Annotated in this window: 18 protein-coding genes and 1 riboswitch; of the genes, 12 read left to right on the top strand and 6 right to left on the bottom strand. The window is 71.9% G+C overall.

Annotation, left to right across the window (positions count from 1 at the left end):
* Window positions 1-136: 136 nt before the first annotated feature.
* Window positions 137-970, bottom strand: a complete 834-nt coding sequence (locus tag ACWD26_RS02510; RefSeq protein ID WP_451265402.1) for a phosphotransferase — start codon at window positions 968-970, stop codon at window positions 137-139.
* A gap of 90 nt (window positions 971-1,060) precedes the next feature.
* A riboswitch (cobalamin riboswitch) is annotated at window positions 1,061-1,119 on the top strand.
* Between the two features lie 150 nt (window positions 1,120-1,269).
* Between ACWD26_RS02510 and ACWD26_RS02505 the strand changes: the two genes are divergently transcribed.
* From ACWD26_RS02505 to ACWD26_RS02465, 9 genes are all read left to right on the top strand, one after another.
* Window positions 1,270-2,640, top strand: coding sequence for a prenyltransferase/squalene oxidase repeat-containing protein (locus ACWD26_RS02505; protein WP_451265400.1), 1,371 nt, complete (start codon window positions 1,270-1,272; stop codon window positions 2,638-2,640).
* Entirely contained in the window at window positions 2,637-3,380 is a 744-nt protein-coding gene (locus ACWD26_RS02500) for an SCO2322 family protein (protein ID WP_451265398.1), read from the top strand. The genes ACWD26_RS02505 and ACWD26_RS02500 overlap by 4 nt, the downstream gene beginning before the upstream one ends.
* A 5-nt stretch (window positions 3,381-3,385) precedes the next feature.
* The gene (locus ACWD26_RS02495; RefSeq protein ID WP_451265396.1) at window positions 3,386-4,501 is read left to right on the top strand and encodes a CbiQ family ECF transporter T component; all 1,116 of its coding nucleotides are present in this window, start codon (window positions 3,386-3,388) and stop codon (window positions 4,499-4,501) included.
* Window positions 4,498-6,285: an ABC transporter ATP-binding protein gene (locus ACWD26_RS02490; protein WP_451265394.1), complete on the top strand. Its 1,788-nt coding sequence runs from the start codon at window positions 4,498-4,500 to the stop codon at window positions 6,283-6,285. Before ACWD26_RS02495 ends, ACWD26_RS02490 begins: the two co-directional genes overlap by 4 nt.
* Window positions 6,282-7,121, top strand: coding sequence for an ECF transporter S component (locus tag ACWD26_RS02485; protein WP_451265392.1), 840 nt, complete (start codon window positions 6,282-6,284; stop codon window positions 7,119-7,121). Before ACWD26_RS02490 ends, ACWD26_RS02485 begins: the two co-directional genes overlap by 4 nt.
* A 309-nt stretch (window positions 7,122-7,430) precedes the next feature.
* Complete coding sequence (locus tag ACWD26_RS02480; RefSeq protein ID WP_451265390.1) at window positions 7,431-7,880, top strand: aggregation-promoting factor C-terminal-like domain-containing protein; 450 nt, start codon at window positions 7,431-7,433, stop codon at window positions 7,878-7,880.
* Between the two features lie 140 nt (window positions 7,881-8,020).
* Window positions 8,021-9,880 carry a S8 family serine peptidase gene (locus tag ACWD26_RS02475; protein ID WP_451265388.1) on the top strand — a complete coding sequence of 620 codons (1,860 nt, stop codon included), beginning with the start codon at window positions 8,021-8,023 and terminating at the stop codon, window positions 9,878-9,880.
* Window positions 9,881-9,915: 35 nt separating this feature from the next.
* A complete protein-coding gene (locus tag ACWD26_RS02470) occupies window positions 9,916-11,067 on the top strand; it encodes a ComEC/Rec2 family competence protein (protein ID WP_451265386.1) in 1,152 nt (383 codons plus the stop codon).
* On the top strand, window positions 11,064-12,398 hold the full coding sequence (locus ACWD26_RS02465) for a patatin-like phospholipase family protein (protein ID WP_451265384.1): 1,335 nt from the start codon (window positions 11,064-11,066) through the stop codon (window positions 12,396-12,398). The genes ACWD26_RS02470 and ACWD26_RS02465 overlap by 4 nt, the downstream gene beginning before the upstream one ends.
* A gap of 15 nt (window positions 12,399-12,413) precedes the next feature.
* Here the strand turns inward: ACWD26_RS02465 and ACWD26_RS02460 are convergent, their stop codons facing one another.
* Window positions 12,414-13,142 carry a hypothetical protein gene (locus ACWD26_RS02460; protein WP_451265382.1) on the bottom strand — a complete coding sequence of 243 codons (729 nt, stop codon included), beginning with the start codon at window positions 13,140-13,142 and terminating at the stop codon, window positions 12,414-12,416.
* Window positions 13,143-13,189: 47 nt separating this feature from the next.
* A complete protein-coding gene (locus tag ACWD26_RS02455; RefSeq protein WP_451265380.1) occupies window positions 13,190-13,606 on the bottom strand; it encodes an ATP-binding protein in 417 nt (138 codons plus the stop codon).
* Between the two features lie 91 nt (window positions 13,607-13,697).
* Between ACWD26_RS02455 and ACWD26_RS02450 the strand changes: the two genes are divergently transcribed.
* Together ACWD26_RS02450 and ACWD26_RS02445 are read left to right on the top strand one after the other, a co-directional pair.
* Window positions 13,698-14,546 (top strand): helix-turn-helix domain-containing protein, encoded by an 849-nt coding sequence (locus ACWD26_RS02450; protein WP_451265378.1) that lies wholly within the window; start codon window positions 13,698-13,700, stop codon window positions 14,544-14,546.
* Entirely contained in the window at window positions 14,506-14,811 is a 306-nt protein-coding gene (locus ACWD26_RS02445) for a DUF397 domain-containing protein (protein WP_451265376.1), read from the top strand. Before ACWD26_RS02450 ends, ACWD26_RS02445 begins: the two co-directional genes overlap by 41 nt.
* On the opposite strand, the gene ACWD26_RS02440 is transcribed toward ACWD26_RS02445, so the two are convergent.
* Window positions 14,775-18,593, bottom strand: a complete 3,819-nt coding sequence (locus ACWD26_RS02440) for an nSTAND1 domain-containing NTPase (RefSeq protein WP_451265374.1) — start codon at window positions 18,591-18,593, stop codon at window positions 14,775-14,777. The two genes, ACWD26_RS02445 and ACWD26_RS02440, sit on opposite strands and share 37 nt — an antisense overlap.
* A 496-nt stretch (window positions 18,594-19,089) precedes the next feature.
* On the bottom strand, window positions 19,090-20,259 hold the full coding sequence (locus ACWD26_RS02435) for a steroid 3-ketoacyl-CoA thiolase (RefSeq protein WP_451265372.1): 1,170 nt from the start codon (window positions 20,257-20,259) through the stop codon (window positions 19,090-19,092).
* A gap of 236 nt (window positions 20,260-20,495) precedes the next feature.
* Between ACWD26_RS02435 and ACWD26_RS02430 the strand changes: the two genes are divergently transcribed.
* Entirely contained in the window at window positions 20,496-21,731 is a 1,236-nt protein-coding gene (locus ACWD26_RS02430; protein ID WP_451265370.1) for a cytochrome P450, read from the top strand.
* An 81-nt stretch (window positions 21,732-21,812) separates the two neighbouring features.
* Here ACWD26_RS02430 and ACWD26_RS02425 read toward each other — a convergent pair whose 3' ends face one another.
* Window positions 21,813-23,879, bottom strand: a complete 2,067-nt coding sequence (locus ACWD26_RS02425; RefSeq protein ID WP_451265368.1) for a bifunctional glycosyltransferase 87/phosphatase PAP2 family protein — start codon at window positions 23,877-23,879, stop codon at window positions 21,813-21,815.
* Between the last annotated feature and the right edge of the window lie 94 nt (window positions 23,880-23,973).

Genomic DNA, 23,973 nt, shown 5'->3' with positions numbered 1-23,973 from the left:
GACAGCGGCGGCCTCGAAGCGACCGAGGTTTTCCGCTTCGACAGCTCGGAACTGCGAGCCCCCTACGGAACGCCGTGCTCGACGCCGGCTGGACCTGGCGCGGAGTCGTCTTCGGCGAACTGTGACGACGGCAGGCTCAGGTAGATCCCGGGGTGGCGAGGGAGCGGACCAACTTCTCCGCGTCCTTTAGGAGTTCGAGCTCGTGGGTGCTCATCGTCGGGTTGGCCGCACGACGCTCTCTCGCCGCGATCAGGCCCTCGTCCGTCAGCGCCGAGGGGCCGTCCGGCTGGTGGGTGAGGAGAGAGGCCAGGACGGTGTGGGCCATGTCCGCGCGGGAGTCGGCCGTGTCGGCGGCTACCTGGGCGAGGATCAGCGCCGAGACGCCCCAGTCCAGGCCGGGTGGGCCCTGCTCGGTGTTGTTCCAGTCGATGACCTGGGGGCCGTGGGGCGTGAGGATGACATTCTCGGGGTGCAGGTCCAGGTGGAGGATGCGCGGCGGAGAAGCCGACGCGTTGCCGCGCGGTGGGATGGCGTGGAGGTCGTGCAGGAGGCGGGCCAGGAGGGCGCCGGCCTGGGTCGGGTCGAGCAGGTCTGCGGCAACAGCCTCGACCATGGTCGGCCCGGACAGCCGCTCCAGCACCATCTCCGTACGGCTCGCCCAGCGCACGCGCGGGACGGGGTAACCGTGGCCGCGTACGTACTCCATGACCTCGGCCTCGGCAGCCGCGTCACCCCAGCCGTCGCGATACCGCCGCAACACCCAGGCGCCACCTGACCCGCCGCATCTGTCGGCCCCGTCTGGCACACCGCGTATGTCGGGTTCGTCACGGCCGTCGGGGCCGGAGGCTACGGCGTCGGCGCCGGACTCGCCGGTCCCGCCCTGCCCGTCCGTTCCCGACTCGCCTTCGTCGTCGTGGAGTTCGTATACGTCGGCCGTGCGGCCCGCCCCCAGCAGTCTCCCCGTACGCATGGCGCGAACCTATCCCGGCGCACAGAGGGCCCTCAGGCTTTTGGCTACCGGCAGGTAGAGTGGCCGGGTCGTCATCACGCCCGTACAGGGGGAAGCCGGTGCAAATCCGGCGCTGACCCGCAACCGTGAGCCGACCCCGGCAAGGGGACGGCGAGTCGGACTGCCCTGGACGAACCGTGACCGGCTCGCGTCACCGGCGGCCCGCCGGTGTACGGCACCGTCGAGGAATACGGAGCCGAGCCGCCCGGCGCTTCGCCGTGCCGCCCCGGCTCCCCGTCAGGGAGAGGCAGCCGCCGATCATGAATGTCCGCCGCAGCGCCGCGGTAGCAGTCGCCGTACTGGCCGTCACGACCGGGCTCGGCAACGGACTTGGCCCCGGATCCGGACCCGGACTCGGACTCGGGCTCGGGCTCGATGCGGGCTTCGCACCGGTCGCGTACGCCGACGACGCGTACGCCGACGGCACGTACGCGGACGACGCTCCCTCCCCCTCGCCGTCCCAGGCGATTCCCAACGGCCTGTACGGCTCCAACGACCCCACCTACGACGGCGTCTGGCGGCAGTCCCTCGCGCTCCTCGCGCTGGACATCGTCGGGGAGGAGCCCGGCGCCGGGGCCGTGGAGTGGCTCGTCGGGCAGCAGTGCGCGAGCGGGGCGTTCGCTGCGTACCGGGCGGACGCCACCGCGAAGTGCGACGCCAAGACGGCCGTCGACACGAACAGTACGGCCGCCGCGGTGCAGGCCCTCGCCACGGTCGGCGGGCGGGACGCCGAGGCCGGGCGGGCGGTGCGGTGGTTGAAGGACAACCAGAACAACGACGGTGGTTGGGGTTACACCGTCGGCGGCCCCAGCGACGCGAACTCGACGGCCGTCGTCATCGGCGCGCTGACCGCCGTGGGCGACGCACCCGAGAAGCAGGAGAAGAGCGGCAACTCGCCCTACGACGCCCTCCGTTCCCTCGTCATCCCCTGCGGGGGCGACAAGAAGGACGGTGGCGCCTTCGCCTATCAGCCGGACAAGAAGGGCGGCCTCGCCGCGAACGCCGACGCCACGGCCGCCGCGGTTCTCGGCAGTCTGGGCAAGGGGTTCGCGGCCGACAACGCGCCCGACACCGCGCCCGACGGCGAGGCCGGGACGGGGTCCCGCGGAGAGTGCGTCGCGGGTGACGCGCCGAAGGACCTGGCCCACAACGGGGCCGTCTACCTCGCCGGCGCTCTGACCGCCGACGGTTACCTGGAGTCCGCGCTCGCCGGGGCGGAGGACCAGCCCGACCACGGCAACACCGCCGACGCGGTCGTCGCCCTCGCCGCCGCCGGGGACACCGATGCGACCGGGAAGCCGCTCGCCTGGCTGGAGAAGAACTACGGCGTCTGGGCCGCCAAGGCCGGCCCGGCCGCGTACGCCCAGCTCATCTTCGCCTCGCGCGCCTCCGGCGGCGACCCCCGCGACTTCGGCGGCGCCGACCTCGTGGCCCAGCTGAAGGACACCGGTCCGGCGCGCGACGTGGACGACTACTCCTCCGTGCCGAACGAGGACACGGCCGCCGGGGAGGAGAGCGGCGACGGTCTCGGGGCAGGTGCGTGGTGGGGAATCGGGCTCGGGCTCGTCGCCGTGATCGCCGTGGTCGGGTTCACGCTGCTGAGGGCCGGCCGGAACCGGCGCGAGGCATGATCGCCCACCGGAGGCCCTCCCGGCCGAGGAAGGCGCCGCTCCTGACGGGCGGCGTGCCGCTGGTGCACGTGCTCGTGTCCGTGTTCGTGTTCGTGTTCGTGTTCGTGTTCCTGTTCGTGCTCGGGAGTGGGACGCAGGCTCAGGCAGCCGCGTACCGGTACTGGTCGTTCTGGGAGCGGAACGGGTCGGCGTGGGCGTACGCCACACAAGGGCCCTCCACCGCGCGGCCCTCCGACGGGGAGGTCCAGGGGTTCCGGTTCGCTGTCAGCCGGGACTCGGCGCATGCGGCGCAGCCGCGCGGGACGGCCGACTTCGACGTCATCTGCGCGAACAAGGCCGCCCGGGACGGGGAGAAGCGGGTCGCGCTGGTCATCGACTTCGGTACGGCGGCGGACGCGCCGGCCGGGGAGACGCCCCCGGCCGCGCGGACGGCCTGTGCGCGGGTGCCGGACGACGCGACGACGGCCGAGGCGCTGGCGTCCGTCGCGAAGCCGCTGCGGTACGACACGAACGCGCTGCTCTGCGCCATCGCGGACTATCCGGGGAAGGGGTGCGGTGAGGCGGTCGACGCGGACCCGACCGCCGGTGCCGAGCCGACGTCGGAGGCCGTGAGCGCGTCGCCCGAGTCGGCCCCCGGCGACGAAGAGGGGCCGTCCGTCGGGCTGTTCGTCGGCGCAGGGGTGGTCGCCGCGCTGGGCGCGGCGGCGGTGTGGCAGGCGCGTCGACGGCGCCGGGGGTAGGGCGCGTGCGGTGGTTCACGGGGCAGCGCCCGGGGACGGGGCCGGCCGGGGTGCACCCCCTCGCCTGGTGGCTCTGGTCGTTGGGGCTCGCCACCGCCGCGTCCCGGACGACCAACCCCCTCCTCCTCGCCCTCCTCGTCGCCGTCGCCGGTTATGTCGTGGCCACGCACCGCACCGACGCGCCCTGGGCCCGCTCGTACACCGCGTTCGTGAAGCTCGGGCTGGCGGTGCTGCTGATCCGGTTGGCCTTCGCGGTCGTGCTGGGCTCCCCCATCCCCGGTACACACACGCTGTTCACGCTGCCCGAAGTGCCGCTCCCGGCATGGGCGCAGGGGATTCGCCTCGGCGGTCGGGTCACGGCGGAGGGGTTCCTCTTCGCGCTCTACGACGGGCTGCGGCTGGCCACCCTGCTGATCTGTGTCGGCGCCGCGAACGCCCTCGCGAACCCGGCCCGCCTGCTCAAGTCCCTCCCCGGCGCCCTGTACGAGGCGGGCGTGGCGGTGGTGGTGGCGATGACGTTCGCGCCGCATCTCGTGGCGGACGTACAGCGGTTGCGGGCCGCGCGGCGGCTGCGCGGGCGGCCGGACCGGGGCGTACGGGGGCTGCTGCACGTCGGACTGCCGGTGCTGGAGGGCGCGTTGGAGCGGTCGGTGGCGCTCGCCGCCGCGATGGACTCGCGCGGCTACGGCCGTACCGCCGAGGTTCCCGCCCGCGTCCGCCGTACGACGGCCGCGCTCACCCTCGGCGGTCTGCTCGGCGTCTGCGCGGGAACGTACGGCGTACTGACCGCCGAGGGCGGCACCTACGGGCTCCCCGTGCTGCTCACCGGTCTGGCCGCCGCGCTCACCGGTCTGCGGCTCGGCTGCCGTCGCTCGCCGCGCACCCGCTACCGGCCGGACGTGTGGGGCGTGCGGGCCTGGCTGGTGGCCGGTTCGGGCGTGGCCGTCGCCGTGCTGATGGTCGTCCTCGCCGCGTACGACTCCGCCGCCCTGCACCCCACCGTCGTCCCCCTCACCTCCCCGGACCTCCCCCTCCGCCCGGCCGCCGCGATCCTGCTGGGCCTGCTCCCGGCGTTCGCGGTACCGGCCCCACGGCAGCCCACCGCCAAGGAGACCTCATGATCCGCTTCGAGGATGTCTCCGTCACGTACGACGGAGTGGCCGAACCGACGCTCCAGGGCGTGGACTTCGAGGTCCCGGAGGGCGAACTCGTCCTTCTCGTCGGCCCGTCGGGCGTCGGCAAGACGACCTTGCTGGGGGCGGTGAGCGGGCTCGTGCCGCACTTCACCGGCGGCACTCTGCGCGGCCGGGTGACGGTGGCCGGGCGGGACACCCGTACGCACAAGCCGCGTGAACTCGCCGACGTGGTGGGCACGGTGGGGCAGGACCCGCTGTCGCACTTCGTCACGGACACGGTCGAGGACGAACTCGCCTACGGCATGGAGTCGTTGGGGCTCGCACCGGATGTCATGCGGCGCCGGGTGGAGGAGACACTCGACCTGCTGGGGCTCGCCGGGCTCCGCGACCGTCCCCTCGCCACGCTCTCGGGCGGCCAGCGGCAACGCGTCGCCATCGGGTCCGTCCTCACGCCGCACCCCCGCGTCCTGGTCCTCGACGAGCCGACCTCCGCGCTGGACCCGGCGGCCGCGGAGGAGGTCCTGGCCGTGCTCCAGCGGCTCGTCCACGACCTCGGTACGACGGTGCTCATGGCCGAACACCGCCTGGAACGCGTCGTCCAGTACGCCGACCGGGTCGCCCTCCTCCCGGCCCCCGGCGCCCCACCCGTCCTGGGCACCCCGGCCGACATGATGGCCGTCTCCCCCGTGTGTCCCCCGGTGGTGGACCTGGGCCGACTGGCCGGTTGGTCGCCCCTGCCCCTCACCGTGCGGGACGCCCGCCGCAGGGCAGGAGCACTCCGGGAACGCCTGGCACCCCACACCCCGGCCGACACCCACGCCGCCCAGGGGCGCGGGGAGCTGCGCGATCAACCACAGACCACCCGCACCCCGCAGACCACAGACGCCCCCGAGCTCTCCCCGGCTCCGAAGCCCTCCCTCCTCCACCGCCTCTTCCGCAAACACCCCACTCCGGAGGCGCCGTCAAGTCCCGCGCCCCCGGCGACGGTCACAGCCCTCTCGGTCCACCGCGGCAGCGTCCACGCACTCCGCCACGTCACCCTCACCGTCACCCCCGGCGAGACCATCGCCGTCATGGGCCGCAACGGCGCCGGCAAGTCCACCCTCCTCTCCGCACTGGTCGGCCTGGTGGCACCGTCGGCCGGTTCCGTGCACATATGCGGCCTGGTCCCCCACCGCACGGCACCCCGGGATCTCGTACGCCGCGTGGGCCTCGTACCGCAGGAGCCCCGGGACCTGCTGTACACGGACACGGTCGCCGCGGAGTGCGCGGCGGCGGACCGGGACGCCGGGGCCGAGCCGGGCACCTGCCGGGCGCTCGCCTCCGGCCTGTTGCCCGGGATCGCGGACGACACCCACCCCCGAGACCTCTCGGAGGGACAGCGGCTGGCCCTTGCCCTCGCGGTCGTCCTCACGGCCCGCCCGCCGCTGCTCCTCCTCGACGAGCCGACCCGAGGCCTCGACTACGCGGCCAAGTCCCGCCTGGTCGCGACCTTGCGCACGCTCGCCGGCGAGGGCCACGCCATCGTCCTGGCCACCCATGACGTGGAGCTCGCCGCCGACCTCGCCCACCGCGTCGTCATCCTCGCCGACGGTGAGATCGTGGCGGACGGCCCCACCCCCGATGTCGTCGTCGGCTCCCCGTCCTTCGCCCCGCAGGTCACGAAGATCCTCGCGCCGCAGAAGTGGCTGACCACGGCCCAGGTGCGGCACGCCCTGCGGGCGGCGGAGCCGGAACGGCAAGGCGCGACGAAGCAGGAGCGGTCATGAGGCTCCCGCGCCCCCGCATCCGCCCCCGCCCAAAGCCCGTCCCCCTCTCCCCCCGCACCGTCGCCGCCCTCCTCCTCGTCAGCCTCATCGGTGCCGCCGCCTTCACCTGGCCCTTCTTCGCGGACCCCGGGTCCCAGGTGACCGCTCACGCGAAGGACGCCCCCTGGCTGTTCGCGGGCCTGCTGGTGCTGCTCGTCGGGGTGGTCGGGGCGACGCTCTCCGAGGCAGGGCTGGGGGCGAAGGCCGTGGCGATGCTCGGCGTTCTCGCGGCGACCGGCGCGGCGCTGCGGCCGATCGGCGCGGGGACGGCCGGCATCGAGCCGATGTTCTTCCTGATGGTGCTGAGCGGACGCGTCCTCGGCCCCGGCTTCGGCTTCACGCTCGGCGCGGTGACGATGTTCTCGTCCGCGCTGCTCACGGGTGGTGTGGGCCCGTGGATGCCGTTCCAGATGCTGTCGATGGGGTGGTTCGCGATGGGCGCCGGGCTCCTGCCGGGCGCGAACCGCCTGCGCGGCCGTGGCGAACTCGTCCTGCTCGCCGCCTACGGCTTCGTCGCCGCCTTCGCGTACGGCACGGTCATGAACCTCTACGGCTGGCCCTTCATCGACACCCTCGCCGCGAACATCGCCTTCGACGGGCACGCGGACCCGGCCACGAACCTCGCCCGTTTCGTCGCGTACTGCCTGGCCACGTCCCTCGGCTGGGACCTGGGCCGCGCGGTCGCCACCGTCGTCCTGACCCTCACCCTCGGCGCCCCGGTCCTGAAGGCGCTGCGCCGGGCCACGCGCAGGGCGGCCTTCGAGAGCGCGGTCACATTCGCCCCGCCCCCGCGATGACCAGCGGGTGAGGCGCCACTCACGCTCCGTTGGGTGAGCCGTGAACCACCCCACAGGACCCACGTCACATACGAATCACGGTCGTAGATCCAACTACGTGGCATGCCCACGCCCTTATGGCCGCTGACCTGCGCATTGAGAGCCACGCCACAGACTGGCCCTTCGGCCCGGATACGGCCACAACTAGCAAAAGGGGTCATTGCGGGCGGCTGCTCCGGCTGTTTCTCTGGATGAGTCGCACGGCGCCGACGAGCCCCCACGGGCCTCGGCGCCGACGTACGCCCCCACCGCACAGCACGTGGTGAAGGCATGCCCGCGACGGCCATGTCCCCGAAGAAAAGGCTCTCCGTGACCCTCTCCGTTCTCCGCCGCATCGCTTCCCCGAAGAAGGCCCTCGCCGGTGCCACCCTGGCCGCTGCCGCCACCGGTGCCCTGTTCGCCGCCGCGCCCGCCCAGGCCGCGTCGGAGGCCTCTCAGGCCCAGGCGGTCGCGAAGAAGATGATCGCGGACTCGGCCCAGTACAAGTGCTTCTCCAACATCGTCGACCACGAGAGCGACTGGGACGTCAACGCGACGAACGCGTCCTCCGGCGCCTACGGTCTGGTCCAGGCGCTCCCCGGTTCGAAGATGTCCTCCGCCGGCTCCGACTGGAAGACCAACGCCGCCACGCAGATCGAGTGGGGCGTGGACTACATGAAGGACCGCTACGGCAGCCCCTGCGGCGCGTGGAACTTCTGGCAGGCCAACCACTGGTACTGAGCCGGCACACAGACCGAAGGCGGCGGCCCCCGATCCCCGGGGCCGCCGCCTTCGCCGTCCCCGCTTCCCGGATGCGGTGCTCCTGACCGGGGCGGAGAATGGGTTAAGTCCCTCTCCCGCCAAGCGCATCGGGAGCACTGATGGACCGAGCGGAACTCTTGGCGGTGTTCTACGGGGAGGGGCCCGTGCCCGTCCTGTGGGCCACCGACTGTCCGGTGCACTTCGGTGTGTGGCTGGCCTTCGCCGAACCACCGGCCCTGACCGAACCACCGGCCTTGACCGAACCACCGCCGCCCCCGCGACCGCGACCGTCCCCGCCACCCCGGCCGCCGGACTCCTCGTACCGGCAGGACTCCTCGTACCGGCAGGACTCCTCGTACCGGCAGGACCTGATCCTCGCGGTCCGTGAGGAGTACGGCGTCGAGCAGGCCCTCGAACGGCTGCAGCGGCTCGGGCTGACGGAGGAGTGCCGGCCGGTGGCGGCCGGGAGCTTCGTGGTCGTGCAGATGACGCTGGAGGAACTGGTCACGGCGTTACTGCCGCTGACCAGTCTCGCGGGGGTGGTGCGGGTCGCGCACGAACTCGCCGTCGAGAGCGGTGCGGAGGGCATCGAGGCGGCGCTCCACGGGCACATCCGGGCCCCGGCGACCAGCGAGATCCACGACAACATGCAGCGCCGCCAGGAACGCGGCCGCCAGCTCACGTGGTTCCTGAACCTGCTGCGCCGGGTCGTGGCGGACGCCAACCCGCACGAACAGGACGTGACCGGCGTACTCGTCCGCATGCTGGCCTCCGTCGTCCCGGACCCGCACCCCGTGCGCGGTGCCCACACCCCCGTGGGCCAGGTCGTCGACCGGCGGCAGAAGTACCCCATCGTCTCCGTGACGACGAACCGCCGGGCGACCCGCGCGGTCGTACGGTCGCGGCGGACGATCAAAGCCGACGCCGCCGAGCAGGTGTTCTCCGTCGACAGCGCCTCGATCGGCTGGGCCGTGGTCGACAGCGGTCTCGACGCGCGGCACTCGGCGTTCCACGAGTGGGACACCACGGTCTCCCCGCCCCGGAAGCTGGAGTCGCGTATCGCCCGCTCCTTCGACTTCACCTGCGTACGGGCGAAGCTGCCCGACGACGCGCTGGTCAACGGGCTCGTGAACTGGTCGGCCGCCCTGCCGTCCGTCGAGAACGGCCCGGCCCCCGGCCCGCCCGCGCCCGGACAGCCGGACGCGTACGTACCGCCCGGCGACCAGCACGGCACGCACATCGCGGGCATCATCGGCGGCTGGTGGCCGGAGCTGGAGTTCCGGGGCATCTGCCCGCGCATCCGGCTGTACGACTTCCGGGTGCTGAACGACGAGGGGGAGGGCGACGAGTTCTCCATCGTCACCGCGCTCCAGGCGGTCCGGCACATCAACGAGCAGGCCGGCCGGTTCGTCATCGCCGGGGTCAACCTCAGCCTGTCCGTGCCGCACGACGTCGCCACCCACTCCACCGGCTGGACACCGGTGTGCGTCGAGTGCGACCGGCTGACGCGGTCCGGTGTCGTGGTCGTGACCGCCGCCGGGAACGCCGGGTTCACCGGGACCGTACGCACCCTGGGCGCCGGCTACCACGACATCAGCATCTCCGATCCCGGCAACGCGGAGTCGGTCATCACCGTCGGCTCCACCCACCGCAGCAATCCGCACCGCCACGGCGTCAGTTACTTCTCCAGCCGTGGCCCCACCGGCGACGGACGGCCCAAGCCCGACCTGGTGGCGCCCGGGGAGGACATCGACGGACCGATCCCCGGCGAGGGCATCGCCGCCATGCACGGCACCAGCCAGGCGGCGGCACACGTCAGCGGGGCGGCGGCCATGCTGCTGGCCCGCTACCGCGAGTTGCTCGGCCGCCCCGAGCGCGTGAAGCAGATCCTGTGCGCGACGGCGACCGACCTCTCCCGTGAACGCGACTTCCAGGGTCATGGGCTCGTCGACGTGCTGCGCGCCATGCAGTCCGTGTGAGCGATCGAGCCACTGGTCCGGCGAGGCAGGCCGACATGCTGACCTTCGATTTCCTCGACGCCCGCCACGGTGACTGCTTCCTCGTCCGCTGGGACGCGGACGGCGGGCGGGGGCCGCACGACGAACGGGTCATGCTCGTCGACGGCGGTCCCGCCGGCGTCTACCGGGCCTCCCTCCAGGGCCGGCTGCGACAACTGACCGGCCAGGACGGAGGCCGAGGAGGCGGCCGGGGAGGAGGAGGCGCCGACGGGGGTGGAGGCCCCGGCACCCCACCCCACCTGGACGTCGTCTGCCTCTCCCACGTAGACGACGACCACGCCGGCGGACTCGTCCGGCTCTTCCGCGACATGCGGCAGGCCCAGCAGGACGGCGAGGCCCTCCCGTACGCCGTGGACGCCCTGTGGTTCAACTCCGTGGAGGAGCTGGTCGACCAGCGGGCCCCCGGCCTGAGCGCCTCCGTGCACCCGCTCCTCGAACAGGCCGCCGCCTCCGACATGGCGGTCACCGCCAGCTACAACCAGGGCCGGGACATCCGCAACGCGGCCGCCGCCCTGCGCCTGGACGGCAACGCCCCGTTCGACAGCCCCCTCGTCGAGGGCGCCGAGGCGACCCTGCACGACCTGGACGTCACGGTCGTCGCGCCGGACGAGGGCGCGCTGGCCGAGCTGGAGGAAAAGTGGCGCAAGGCGAAACAGCGCGGCGACCCCGAGGTCATCTCGGCGGCCTACGCGGACGATTCGGTGCAGAACCTCTCCAGCATCGTCCTGCTCCTGCGCCACGAGGACGGCACCGCACTGCTCACCGGCGACGCACGAGGCGACCACGTCCTGGCCGGACTGCGCGCCCTCGACCTGCTCGACGACCCCGCCCCGCTCCACGTCGACCTGCTGAAGCTCCCCCACCACGGCAGCGACCGCAACGTGGAGCCCGACTTCTTCGAGCGGATCCGGGCCGACCACTACGTCATCTCCGCCGACGGCGTCCGCCACCACCACCCCGGCGAGGACACCCTGCGCTGGCTCGTCGAGTCCCGCGACCCCGACGACGAGTACGTCATCCACCTCACCAACCACATCCCCTTCGCCGAGGAGGCGCTGGAAGTCCTGCGCGCGGACCGTGCCTTCGAGGTCGACGTCAGGGGGCCCACCGACCAGGCCCTCGTCATCACGATCGGAGACCGGCCATGACCAAGCACCGCCACGCGACGGACACGTTCACCCGCCCCGACACCGCCACCGCTCCCCCTGCGGCCCAGGGCGCCGCCACCGATCCGGCCACCCATCCGACCACCGGTCCGACCACCGGCCCGACCTGGGCCGTGGACTCCCCCGCCGTCGGCACCGGCCTCACCGCCCGCCCCTGCGGCGACACCCTCCGCCCGGCCGAACCACCGCCCGCCACAGGCATCCCGGTCGCCCTCGCCCTCTCCGGCGGCGGCTTCCGCGCCACGCTCTCCTCGCTGGGCTTCATCCGCCTGCTGGCCGACACCGGGCTCCTGCGCAACCTGCGCTACTCCTCCTCCGTGTCCGGCGGCTCGATAGCCAACGGCTGCCTCGCCACCACCTGGCCGGCACTGCGCGACAGGGACTTCGCCCCGCAGGCCGTGGACGAACTCGTGATCGCCCCGGTCGTCGACCAGGTCTCCTCCCACTCACTCAAGCGGGCACTCCTGCGCGACGTCTGGCGCACCCTCGGCCCCACCACCCGCACGGACCTGCTGGCCGGACACCTCGACGACTGGTTCTTCGACCGAACCGAACTGGAACACCTGGACCCCCAGGTCCGCTGGATCGTCAACGCCGCCAACCAGACCACCGGCGTCCGCTTCACCTTCGAACGCGACGTCTACGGCGACTACACGATCGGCCTCGCCCGCACCACCGGCACGGGCCTGCGCCTCAGCCGCGCCGTCTCGGCCTCGGCCGCTGTCCCCGGCGCCTTCCCGCCCGTGGTCCTCGATGCCTCCCCCTTCCCCTGCGGCACACACCGCCCGGCCCTCCTGGACGGCGGCACCTACGACAACACCGGCCTGGAAGCCGTGGACAGCGACACCTACCGGCATACGTTCCTGTGCGTCCTCAACTCCGGGGGCCTGCTCCGCCCGGGCATGTACGGCCGTGTCCCGGTGATCCGCGACCTGGCGAGAGCCAACTCGCTCCTCTACCGCCAGAGCACCACGCTCCGCACCCGGGCCATGATCGAACGCTTCAAGCTCGGCGCGGCGCTCGGCCCGGTCGACGAAGTCCCGAAGGGCGCCCGCCGAGGCATCCTGGTCCAGCTCGCCACCGACTTCCCGTCCACGGACCCGGTCCTGCGCTGGCGCACGGCCTTCCCCGAACACCGCACCCACGACGGCCGCGACCTCGCCCTCGTCCCGACCGTCTTCGACCGCCTCGACCCCTCCCTGTGCCGGGCCCTCGTCCACCGGGGCTGGTGGCTCGGCGGCGCCGGCCTGGCGGCCCACCACCCCGAGCTGCTCCCGACCGACCTGTCGCGACTCAGCCCACCGGAACGCTGACCGCCGCCGAGGGGTTCAGTCGTGGCGGCGCACATCCCCGCACTCGACGAAGTCGGACGCCTGAGCCCCGAACGGCTCGATCACCGTCCTCGTGGCGGTGACGTCCCCGGCCAGGCACAACTGCCCGCCCATCACCCGCAGATCGAGGAGGAACCGGACACCGTCACCGGAGTCCCGGAGGCCCTGGACGCTTTCGTCGATGTAACCGAGGTCGCGCAGGCCGTCGCCGACCCGCTCCGGCGTCGGATCGGCGGTCTCCTCGAAGGCCTTCGTGATGCGCTCGGTGTGGATACTCGCCTCGCACTTCTCCAAGGAGGTCAGCTCCACCTTCTCGTCGGCGCTTCTGGGCTCCCCGGATTCGCTCGTCGGCAACGGCTCCTCGGGAAGGGGCAGATCGGACGGGACCTCGGCCGGTGGTTCGACCGGAGGATCGGCCGGCGGTGCGGCGGACTCCGACTCCTCCTCCCAGTCCGTCGGCGGCGGGGCCGGGCGCTCCCCCGCGCACGGCTCGACGAGGTCGGTGATCAGTTCCATGAACGTCAGGAACTCGGCGTCGTCGGAAGGAGCGCGGGAGGGCGCCCGGGAGGGCGAGGCCGCCCCGGCCTCGACCCTGCCCTCGGCTCCCGCCCCGGCCTTCGTGTCCCCGCCGCTCGCTCGTTCGGCGCCACAAGCGGTGAGCGCGAGCGCACACAGCGCCGCCCATGCCACACCTGTACGGCGCTTTCCCCCGGTGATTCGTCTCATGCTCGAAGTCTCGGGCGAGCGGCTGGCTGCCACATGAGTACGGCTACTCAAAGCCGGCACTCGAACCACACGGTCTTGCCCCCTTCCACCCTCGGCCCCACACCCCACTTGTCGGCCAGCGCGTCCAACAGCACGAGCCCACGCCCGCGTTCCGCGTCCTGCGGCAAGTCATCGCGTACGACGGGGAGTTGAGTCGACCCGTCGGCAACCTCCACCCGCACGCCCGACGCCGCCCGCAGCAAGAGCAGGGTGCAGCGCCGGTCCGGGACATGCCGTACGACGTTGGCGAGCAGCTCGGTCACGGCCAGCTCGACGGCGTCGGCGAGCTCCGCCATCTCCCACTCGTCGAGGTACGAGCGGACGATGCGGCGGATGTGATGGGCGGAGTGCTCACCCACCGTGAGGCAGATCCGGTACTGGGCGGGAAGTACACCCAGGAGGAAGGGGGGAAAGTGTGCGTTCACCCCACAAGACTGGCTCGACGCGGCTACTGTCAGCTACAGATCGGACGCAACCTGTTAAAGAGTGGGTTGAAGCTCGAAAAGGGGACCGCACGTGACCCAGATCCACACCCTCGATCCCGGCGCCTCACCACTGGACTACTACGGCTTCGAGTTGCGGCGCTGCCGTGAGGCCGCGGGCCTGACACAGAAGCAACTGGGGGACATCCTCGGCTATACCGCGTCACTGGTTGGGCAGATCGAGACGGCGAGAAAGTGCCCGACGCTGGAGTTCAGCGAACGGGTGGATGTGGCGCTGGAGACGGGCGGGTTGCTGTCCCGGCTCGCGGTGCTGGTGATGCGCCATCAACTTCCGGCCTGGTTCCAGCAGGTGGCGGAGCTTGAAGTTCGAGCCGCCGAGATCTGCTCCTTCCAGACCCAGTTGATCCACGGTCTTCTGCAGACCGAGGACTACGTCCGTGCCGTACTCAGCGCCCTGGACGACTCCGACCTCGACGACCGGACCGCCGTACGACTGGCCCGCCAGCGCATCTTCGACAAGGACGAACCCCCGGTCCTGTGGGCCGTCATCAGCGAGGCCGCGCTGTACCAGAGGATCGGCGGCGCGCACGTCATGCGGGGCCAATTGCTGAAGCTGTTGGCCTTCGAGAAGAACCCCCGGATCAACGTCCAGATCCTGCCGTTCGAGGCCGGTGCTCATGCCGGCCTACAAGGCTCGTTCACGCTCTTCCGGTGCAAGCGCGACCCAGACATCGTCTACACAGAAGGCTACGGGAGTGGGCATCCGACCGCGAACCCGGACACCGTCAAGGACTGTTCGCTCCGTTACGATCATCTTCAAGCCGCCGCCCTCTCCCTCAGGGATTCGGCGGAGCTGATCCGACGCGTGATGGAGGAGCGTTATGGAGAGCAACGCGATCCCGACAGGGACCCGGTGGCGTAAGTCGAGCTACAGCGGCGACCAAGGCGGCGAGTGCGTGGAGTGCGCTCCGCTCGGGCTCCTGACCTGGCGCGAGTCGTCGTACAGCAGCGACCAGGGCGGCGAGTGCGTAGAAATCGCCGAAAGCTCCCACTCCACCATCGCCATCCGTGACTCCAAGAACCCGGCGGGCCCCCACCTCACCCTGGGCCCCGCCGCGTTCAGCGCGTTCGTCACCTGGTCGGGCTCCGTTCAGCAGACTCGGCCCGACTCCTGGTCCGGTAGGTAGAGCGCCTTCTCCTGCTGCGTGAGGTCACGATGGACGGCGCGGCAGAGGTTGGTGATCGCCTGCTCGGGGCGGGGCAGGGCCGCGTCCCACAGGCGTAGGCGGCTCTCGTGGTCGGCCACCGCGAGGGTGCGGCCGTCGGGGCTGAACGCCAGCCTCGCGGCGCCCCCTCCGGGGAAGGTCGCGCGAGCGTATCTCGTGGTGGTGTCCCACAGCCGTACCTTCCCGCCGGCGGCCGTGGCGAGGGTACGGCCGTCGGGGCTGAACACCAGCTCCACATGGCCCTCCGTGAGGCTCACGGTGAGCGTGGCGTCGAGGTCTCCCGTGGCGGTGTCCCACAGCCGTACCGTGCCGTCGGCGTTGGCGGAGGCGAGGGTGCGGCCGTCCGGGCTGAAGGACATGGCCTCCACCTGCCGGAACATCCAGTCGAATGCGGGGTCGGCCCCCTTGGGCGTGGTGCGGCCGACGGGTTCGGTGAGCGTGGACCGGACGCGTCCGGTGGTGGCGTCGCGCAGCCGGATCTCCCCTTTCTGGCCTCCGGTGGTGGCGAAGACCTCGCCCGTCGAGCTGAACGCCAGCACCGAACTCGACTCGTCCTTGGGGAACTCGACCCGGGGACGCGCGGTCGCGGCGTCCCACAGCACCAGGCCGTCGCCCACCGTCACCAGCGTCCTGCCGTCGGGGCTGAACACCATCCCGTTGACGAACCGGCCGGCCAGAGTGGACCGCACCCGACGGGTGGTGAGGTCCCACAGCTGTGCCCCGGGACCGTCGACGACGGCCAGGGTCCTGCCGTCGGGGCTGAACAGGACCGACCCTCCGCCGCCCATCATGTCGGTCTTCCCGTCGTCGAGGGTGGCTCTCGGACGGCGGGTGGCCGTGTCCCACAACCGGATCACACCGGTGGTGGTCCAGCCCTTGTGGTTCGTCCGCACGCTGCTGGTGGCGATGGTGTCGCCGTCGGGGCTGAAGGCCATGGACTGCAGGTCTCCGCCGGCGATGTCCAGCGTGGCGCGGGGGCGGTTCGCGGCCACGTTCCACAGCCGGACGCTGACGTCGCCGCCGCCGGAGCTGTCGGCCTCGTTGCCCGTTGCGAGGTCGTCCCCGTCGGGGCTGAACGCCACCGACATCACGGGGCGGGTGTGCCCGGTGAGGGTGGTGTCGGCGCGTCCGGTGGCGAGGTCCCAGAGCCGTACCGTGCCGTCGTAGCTGCCGGCGGCGAGGGTCTTGCCGTTCGGGGCGAACGCCATGGACTCGACACGGCTGCTGGCGCTGGTGAGGGTGGTTTTCCGCTCGCCGTCGGCCACGTCCCACAGCTGGACGGTGCCGTCCTCGGTGCCCGTGGCCAGGGTCTTCCCGTCGGTGGCGAACGCGAGTGAACTGACCACTCCGGTACTGCTCCTGAGGGTGGACAGCACTCGGCCGGTGTCCAGGTCCCACAGCTGAGCGGTGTGGTCCCGGGTGCTGGTGGCGAGGGTGTGCCCGTCGGGGCTGAACGCCACCGCCATCTCCAGACCCGTCGGGCCCTTGAGCGTGGTCGCCACGCGTCCGGTGGCCACGTCCAGCACCTGCCCGCCCTCCGCGACGGCCAGTGCGCGGCCGGCGTGATCGAACCCCACCGCCGCCATGTTGTCGTCGTCGGGATGGCTCAGGGCGACCGAGGACCGTACGCGTCCGGTGTCCAGGTCCCACAGCCGTGCGTCGTCGCCGTGACTCGTCGCGAGGGTCCTGCCGTCCGGGCCGAAGGCCACGGTGCGTACGAGGTCGGGGGCGTCCTTGCCCTTACGGCCGCTGAGCACCTTCCGGGAACGGCCGGTCGCCGTGTCCCACAGCCGTACCGTGCCGTCGAAACTGCCGCCGGCGAGGGTCTTCCCGTCGGGGCTGTAGACCAGGGCGGAAGCGGTTCCGGTGTGACCGGTCAGCTTGCGTTCCAGCGGGACGGCCGCGGCGGCGTACAGGCTCCGGGTGGCCTCGCGGGTGGGGCTCGCCCGGTACGCCTTGATGGCCAGGAGCGAGGCGAGGTCGGTGTCGGTGTCCAGCAGGGCGGCGGACTGGGCGGCCAACTGCCGGGAGAGACCGTCACGCTGTGCGTCGAGGGCGGTCTGACGCTGCCAGTAGGCGACCGTCGTGGCGGTCAGGGCCAGGGCGAGGAGGCAGGCCAGGGAGGTGACGAGGACGCGCAGTCGGCGGGTGGTGCGGGCCCGGGCGCGCTCCTCCTGGTCGAGGGCGGCGAGACTCTCGGTGAGGAAGGCGGCTTCCTGGTCGGTCAGGTCGTCGGTGTGGCGCGGGCCGGCGAAGTACTCCCGCGCCGTGACGAGCCGGCTCCCCCGGTACAGCGCGCCCGCGTCACGGCCCAGCTCCTCCCAGGTGCGGGCCGCCTCGGTCAGCTGCCGATGGACGCGCAGCCGGTCGCGGTCCTCCTCGATCCAGCCGCGCAGGCGGGGCCAGGCGGTGATGAGCGCCTCGTGGGCGACCTCGACGGCCGGACCGTCGAGCGTGAGAAGACGGGCCCGGGTGAGCGCCTCCAGGACCTGGGCGACCTCCTCCCGGCCCGTGCCGGTGGTCTCCAACTCCGCCCGCTCGGCGGGGCGTCGGGTGTCGGGCGTGCCGTCGCCCGGGGAGATCAGCCGCAGCAGCACCCGGCGGGCCATGGCCGCCTCGCCCTCGGTGAACCCGCCGTAGACGTCCTCGGCGGTCTTCGCGATCGCCCCGTCCAGCCCGCCGGCCGCCTCGTACCCGGCCAGGGTCAGCGTCTTGCCCCGGCGGCGACGCCACGTCTCCAGCAGGACGTGCGACAGCAGCGGCAGCCCGCCCGGCGCGTCGGTGATCTCCTCGACCAGCCGGGTGGTCAGCGCCCGCTCGACGGTCAGCCCGGCGGCCGCGGCCGGTTTGACGACGACCTCCCGCAGCTCCGTCGGACTCATCGGCCCGGCCAGCAGATTGGCGTCCCCCAGCGCCTCGGCCAGCTCACGGTGCTCGGCGCACCGGCCGTAGAAGTCCGCGCGTACGGCGATCAGTACGCGCAGCCGGTTCCCCGGATCGCGCGCGGTCAGCAGCAGATCGATGAACCGGGCCCGCTCGGCCGCGTCGTGGCAGAGGGTGAAGACCTCCTCGAACTGATCGACGACCACGAGCCGGTCACCGGTGCCGGTGCCTTTGCCGGTGCCGGTGCCTGCGCCTGTACCGGTGTCGGTGTCGGGGCCGCTCGCCTCCAGAAGCAGCTCATGGGTCCGGGCCAGCTGATCGCCGGGCGTCAGGATCCGGATGGCCGACGGTCGCAGGCCCTGCTCCTCGGACTCCCGGAGGACGGGGATCAGTCCGGCGCGCAGCAGCGAGGACTTGCCGATGCCCGAGGGGCCGAAGACCGCCGCGAACCGTCGGCGGCGCAGGAGATCGACGAGTTCGGCGGTGAGCCGGTCCCGGCCGAAGAAGAGCCCGCTGTCGTCGGTCTCGAACCGGGCCAGCCCCCGGTACGGCGGCTCCGCGCCCGCCCCGTCGTCGTCCGTGCCGAAGGCGGCGGCCTCCTCCACCGCCTGGTGCCACCGGATCTCCCACTCCGCCGGGTCACCGCCGCAGGCCCGTACGAAGGCCAGCGCCACCGGCAGCGTCGGCAACTGCTCTCCGCCGGCCGCCTGGGAGAGCGTGGTGATCGAGTAGCCGGCCTGCGCGGCCATCGCCCGGTAGGTGAGGCCGCCCGCCTCGGTCCGCAGCTTCCGCAACTCGAACGCGAACCGCTGCACCGGCCCGGCCCCCGGATCGACCGGCACCTCACGACGACCCGCCACCGTTCCGTTCCCCTCCCACCACACCCACACCGTCTCGGACAACCACCGTACGCATCCGGCCACCTAAGCGGAGAGATCGCGTCCGGCCATTGTTTGGCAGGCTCGACACCCCTGCCAAACAATGCGCGGCGGGCTGGAATCAGTGGTGTGAGCGGCACGGGGGCCGCTCACGACGGGGGATGGATGGAGCGGCACGGCCACGGGGGACTTGCCACTCACGGGGGAAACGGGCGGCACGGGGGATCGCCCGACGGGGGAAGAGGCGGCACGGGGGACTTGCCGCCACGGGGGAAAGAGGCGGCACGACCGGCCGCCACGGGGGAAGGCCCTGCTGGCCGCGGGACGACCAGCAGGGCCACTTCCGCGTCCGGGGCGGCCCGCAGGGCCGTTCAGGGGCGCGGGGACTGTGCGACCAGCCCCCACCGACCCGGGGACGAGCACCCCACCCGACCGCGCCCCCACCTGCCACGCCCCGACCTGCCACGCCCCGACGGAGTCACAACCGCTGAATGATCGTCCCGGTCGCCAACCCCCCACCCGCACACATCGTCACCAGCGCGAACTCCTTGTCCGTCCGCTCCAGTTCATGCAGCGCCGTCGTGATGAGCCGCGCCCCGGTCGCCCCCACGGGATGCCCCAGCGCGATCGCCCCGCCATTGACGTTCACCTTCGCCAGGTCCTGCTCGAAGACCCGCGCCCAGCTCAGCACCACCGACGCGAACGCCTCGTTGATCTCGACGAGGTCGATGTCCTTGAGCGACATCCCGGCCTTCCCCAGCACCGCCTTGGTCGCGTCGATCGGCCCGTCGAGGTGGAAATGCGGGTCGGCGCCCACCAGCGCCTGGGCGACGATCCGCGCCCGGGGCCGCAGCTTCAGCGCCCGCGCCATCCGCTTCGACGCCCACATGATCGCCGCCGCCCCGTCGCTGATCTGGGAGGAGTTGCCCGCCGTATGGACGGCCGTAGGCATGATCGGCTTCAGCCGGGCCAGCGCCTCCGCCGACGTGTCGCGCAGCCCCTCGTCGTGGTCGACGAGCCGCCACATGCCCTGCCCGGCCTGCTGCTCCGCCTCGGTCGTCGGCACCTGGACGGCGAACGTCTCCTTCTTGAACCGCTCCTCGGCCCAGGCCGCGGCGGCCCGCTCCTGGGAGAGCAGCCCCAGCGCGTCCACGTCCTCCCGGGTCAGCCCCCGGTGCCGGGCGATCCGCTCCGCCGCCTCGAACTGGTTCGGCAGATCGACGTTCCACTCCTCCGGGAACGGCTTTCCCGGACCGTGCTTGGACCCCGACCCGAGCGGCACCCGGGACATGGCCTCGACGCCGCAGCTGATCCCGACGTCGATGACACCCGCCGAGACCATGTTGGCCACCATGTGCGACGCCTGCTGAGAGGAGCCGCACTGACAGTCGACGGTCGTCGCGGCCGTCTCGTACGGCAGGCCCATGGTCAGCCATGCCGTGCGCGCGGGGTTCATGGACTGTTCGCCGGCGTGGGTCACCGTGCCGCCGACGATCTGTTCGACGCAGTCGGCGGGGATGCCGGTGCGGCCGAGGAGTTCACGGTAGGTCTCGCCCAGGAGGTAGGCGGGGTGCAGATTGGCGAGCGCGCCACCGCGCTTGCCGATGGGGGTGCGTACGGCTTCGACGATCACGGGTTCCGCGGCCATGGGGGATCCTCTCAACGGTTACCCGCGCGGCGCGGGGCGTCCCGGCCCGGCCCGCCACGCAGAACTAGTACGCGTTCTAGTTCTCTCCAGCAGTCTGCTGAGCGCGGCTCCGCGACCGCAAGGGGCGTGCGGCAACTGAAAAGCCGACTGGAAGGCCCGTACCCCTTGCTAGTTCTAGAACCCGTTACTACGGTCACCGCAATTCCCTGTATCTGATGCTCCGTCAGGAGTTGCCGATGCCCTGTCCAGCGCTGCCCGACGGGTTCGACCTCACCGACCCCGACCTGCTGCACCATCGTGTCCCCCTCCCGGAGTTCGCCGAACTGCGCCGCACGGAACCGGTCCGCTGGATCCCGCAGGCGCCGGGCATCGCGGGCTTCGCGGACGAGGGCTACTGGGCCGTCACCCGGCACGCGGACGTCAAGTACGTCTCGACGCACCCGGAGCTGTTCTCCTCGACGGTCAACACGGCGATCATCCGCTTCAACGAGCACATCGAGCGCGATGCCATCGATGCCCAACGCCTCATCCTGCTGAACATGGACCCGCCGGAGCACACCCGGGTCCGCCAGATCGTGCAGCGCGTCTTCACCCCGAGGGCGATCCGCGCGCTGGAGGACAACCTGCGCCACCGCGCCCTCACCATCGCCCGGCAGGCCGTCGCCCAGCCGGGCCCCTTCGACTTCGTCACCGAGGTCGCCTGTGAACTCCCCCTCCAGGCCATAGCGGAACTGATCGGCATCCCGCAGGAGGACCGCATCCGGATCTTCGAGTGGTCGAACCGGATGATCTCGTACGACGACCCGGAGTACGCCATCACCGAGGAGGTCGGCCAGCAGTCGGCGATGGAGCTGATCGCCTACGCCATGAACATGGCCGCCGACCGCAAGCAGTGCCCCGCCAAGGACATCGTCACCACCCTGGTGGCCGCCGAGGACGAGGGGAACCTCACCTCCGACGAGTTCGGCTTCTTCGTACTGATGCTGGCGGTCGCGGGCAACGAGACGACCCGCAACGCCATCACCCACGGCATGCACGCCTTCCTCACCCACCCCGACCAGTGGGACCTCTACAAGCGCGAGCGCCCCGCGACGGCCGCCGAGGAGATCGTCCGCTGGGCCGCCCCGGTCAACGCCTTCCAGCGCACCGCCACCCAGGACGTCGAACTCGGCGGAAAACTGATCAAGAAGGGCGACCGCGTGGGCATCTTCTACGCCTCCGCCAACCACGACCCCGAGGTCTTCCCCGCCCCCGACACCTTCGACATCACCCGCGACCCCAACCCCCACCTCGGCTTCGGCGGCGGAGGCCCCCACTTCTGCCTCGGCAAGTCCCTGGCCGTCCTCGAAATCGACCTCATCTTCAACGCGATCGCCGACGCCATGCCTAACCTCCGCCTGGCCGGCGAACCGAGCCGCCTGCGCTCGGCCTGGATCAACGGGGTCAAACACCTCCAGGTGACCACGGTCTGAACCGGGCACCGCCCCGTCACACTCGGGCCGACGGCCTCCCGGCGCCGTCGGCCCGTCCCGCCGGAGGCAGGGGCCACACCCCTACGCCCCGCCCCTGTCTCCGCCGTCTGGGGTCGCTCCTCCGCCGTTGCGCCGGACGGCCGTCGCGAGTCTGTCCGTCGTCTCCGGTTGCTCGCCCAGTTCACCGCTCCCCTTTCGGGGCGCGGTGGTGCGAGGGCCGGTCAGCAGGTACGTCACGCCGAAGCCGGCGCCGACGACCGCCGCTCCCCCGACCGCGTCAAGGACCCAGTGGTTGCCCGTCGCCACGATCGCCAGGACCGTGAAGAAGGGGTGCATGAGGCCCAGGACCTTCATCCACACCTTGGGGGCGACCAGGGCGATCGTGAGGCCGCACCACAGGGACCAGCCGAAGTGGAGGGACGGCATCGCCGCGTACTGGTTGGTGAGTTCGGTGAGTCTGCCGTAGTCCGGCTTGGAGAAGTCCTGGACGCCGTAGATGGTGTCGATGATGCCGAGGCCGGGCATCAGGCGCGGCGGGGCCAGCGGGTAGAAGAAGAAGCCGAGGAGCGCGAGGAGCGTGGTGAAGCCGATGGTCGTGCGGGCCCAGCGGTAGTCGGCGGGGCGGCGCCAGTAGAGGACACCGAGGACGGTCAGGGGCACGACGAAGTGGAACGACGTGTAGTAGAAGTCGAAGAAGCTCCGCAGCCAGCCGACACCGACCACCGCGTGGTTGAACCAGTGTTCGATGTCGAGGAACAGGGCCTTCTCGACGGCGAGGATCTGCTCCGCGTGGTCCTCGGCGGCGGCCCGGCTGCCGGTGGCCTCGAGACGGGTGCGCTGGTAGGCCGCGTAGGTGACGCGGATCAGCAGCAGTTCGAGCAGCAGGTTCGGGCGGGTCGCCACCCGGCGCAGCAGCGGGGCCCAGCTGAAGCGGGTCTCCGTCCTCGGGGCGTACTCCGTGGGGATCGGCGCCCGGTAGTACTCCGAGGTGCGGGAGAGGAACGGCACGACGAGCGCGGCGGCGAGCGCGGCCAGCAGGACGACGTTGTCACGCAGCGGATGCAGGGCGCCCATGTTCGGCACCATCATCTTCGCCGGCAGCGTCATCACCAGGACGACGGCGACCGGCCACACATACCGCGACGACGCCTTCTTTCCGACCCGGCCGACCATCGCGAGCAGCACCCACAGCAGCTGGTGCTTCCAGGACGTCGGTGAGACGGCCACCACGACACAGCCGGTGACGGCGACGGCGAGCAGCAGCTGGCCGTCACGGGCGTAGTGGATGGCCCGCCGCATACCGAACACGGCGACGGCGGCGGCCAGTGCGAAGAAGACGACGATCTCCAGCGGGCCTTCCAGGCCCAGCCGGAGCAGCGCGCCGTGCAGCGACTGGTTGGCGAGGTCGTCCGCCCGGCCCCCGAGGCCGACGCCGGCGAGGTGGTGCACCCAGTAGGTGAACGAGTCGTGCGGCATCGCGGCCCAGGCCAGCGCGGTGACCCCGGCGAACGTGATCCCGGTGCTCGCGGCGGCCCGCCTGCGCCCGGTGAACCACAGCAGCGGCACGAACAGCAGCACGGTCGGCTGGAAGGCCGCGGCGAGCCCTATGAAGGCCCCGCTGGTGCGCTCGCCCCGGACCGCGAAGCAGCCCGCGAGAACGAGAAGGACGGGGAGGATGCTGGTCTGGCCCAGGTACAGCGTGTTGCGCACCGGCAGCGACAGCATCAGCAGGGTGACCGCGACGGGGGCCGCGAGCAACGCCGTACGGCGGGTGACGGGCTGGGGCAGGGCGCGGGCGGCGACCAGGCCGAGGGCGACGACCAGCAGGAGGGTGCCGAAGGTCCAGCCCCAGCCGAGGGCCTGTTCCGCCATCCGGGTGAGGGGTTTGAGGACGAGACCGCCGAAGGGCGTGCCGGTGAACCGCGTCGAGTCGTACAGCGAGCCGTTCACATGCAGGACGCCGCTGGGTCCGACCCAGGTCTCCAGATCCGTCAGCCGCTCGCCCTTGGGTGAGCTCAGCACGACCGCGAGCTGCCGCACCGCCAGGACTCCGGCGAACAGCCAGAGCACGGCTCGGACGGTTCCCAGTCGCGCCGCCGTCAAGCCCGTATCCACGGCACCGCCCGGTCTGCTCTGCTCCGTCGCCACGCCTTGTCGCCCTCCCGCCCCGTCGAGGTCCCACCGAGAAGGTTCGCACCGCCCCCGCTGTGAGACGCGGGCCACCCCCACTTCACCTGAGAGT

The organism is Streptomyces sp. NPDC002787 (assembly GCF_053592095.1).
Note: the sequence above shows the minus strand (reverse complement) of the source record. Positions and strands in the feature narration are given on the sequence as shown.

Excerpts from the sequence above, each read along its gene's own strand:
- ACWD26_RS02500 (WP_451265398.1), top strand. The coding sequence starts at position 2,637 with ATGATCGCCCACCGGAGGCCCTCCCGGCCGAGGAAGGCGCCGCTCCTG.
- ACWD26_RS02505 (WP_451265400.1), top strand. The coding sequence starts at position 1,270 with ATGAATGTCCGCCGCAGCGCCGCGGTAGCAGTCGCCGTACTGGCCGTC.
- ACWD26_RS02490 (WP_451265394.1), top strand. The coding sequence starts at position 4,498 with ATGATCCGCTTCGAGGATGTCTCCGTCACGTACGACGGAGTGGCCGAA.
- ACWD26_RS02445 (WP_451265376.1), top strand. The coding sequence starts at position 14,506 with ATGGAGAGCAACGCGATCCCGACAGGGACCCGGTGGCGTAAGTCGAGC.
- ACWD26_RS02485 (WP_451265392.1), top strand. The coding sequence starts at position 6,282 with ATGAGGCTCCCGCGCCCCCGCATCCGCCCCCGCCCAAAGCCCGTCCCC.
- ACWD26_RS02435 (WP_451265372.1), bottom strand. The coding sequence starts at position 20,259 with ATGGCCGCGGAACCCGTGATCGTCGAAGCCGTACGCACCCCCATCGGC.
- ACWD26_RS02480 (WP_451265390.1), top strand. The coding sequence starts at position 7,431 with ATGCCCGCGACGGCCATGTCCCCGAAGAAAAGGCTCTCCGTGACCCTC.
- ACWD26_RS02465 (WP_451265384.1), top strand. The coding sequence starts at position 11,064 with ATGACCAAGCACCGCCACGCGACGGACACGTTCACCCGCCCCGACACC.
- ACWD26_RS02460 (WP_451265382.1), bottom strand. The coding sequence starts at position 13,142 with ATGAGACGAATCACCGGGGGAAAGCGCCGTACAGGTGTGGCATGGGCG.
- ACWD26_RS02430 (WP_451265370.1), top strand. The coding sequence starts at position 20,496 with ATGCCCTGTCCAGCGCTGCCCGACGGGTTCGACCTCACCGACCCCGAC.
- ACWD26_RS02470 (WP_451265386.1), top strand. The coding sequence starts at position 9,916 with ATGCTGACCTTCGATTTCCTCGACGCCCGCCACGGTGACTGCTTCCTC.
- ACWD26_RS02475 (WP_451265388.1), top strand. The coding sequence starts at position 8,021 with ATGGACCGAGCGGAACTCTTGGCGGTGTTCTACGGGGAGGGGCCCGTG.
- ACWD26_RS02510 (WP_451265402.1), bottom strand. The coding sequence starts at position 970 with ATGCGTACGGGGAGACTGCTGGGGGCGGGCCGCACGGCCGACGTATAC.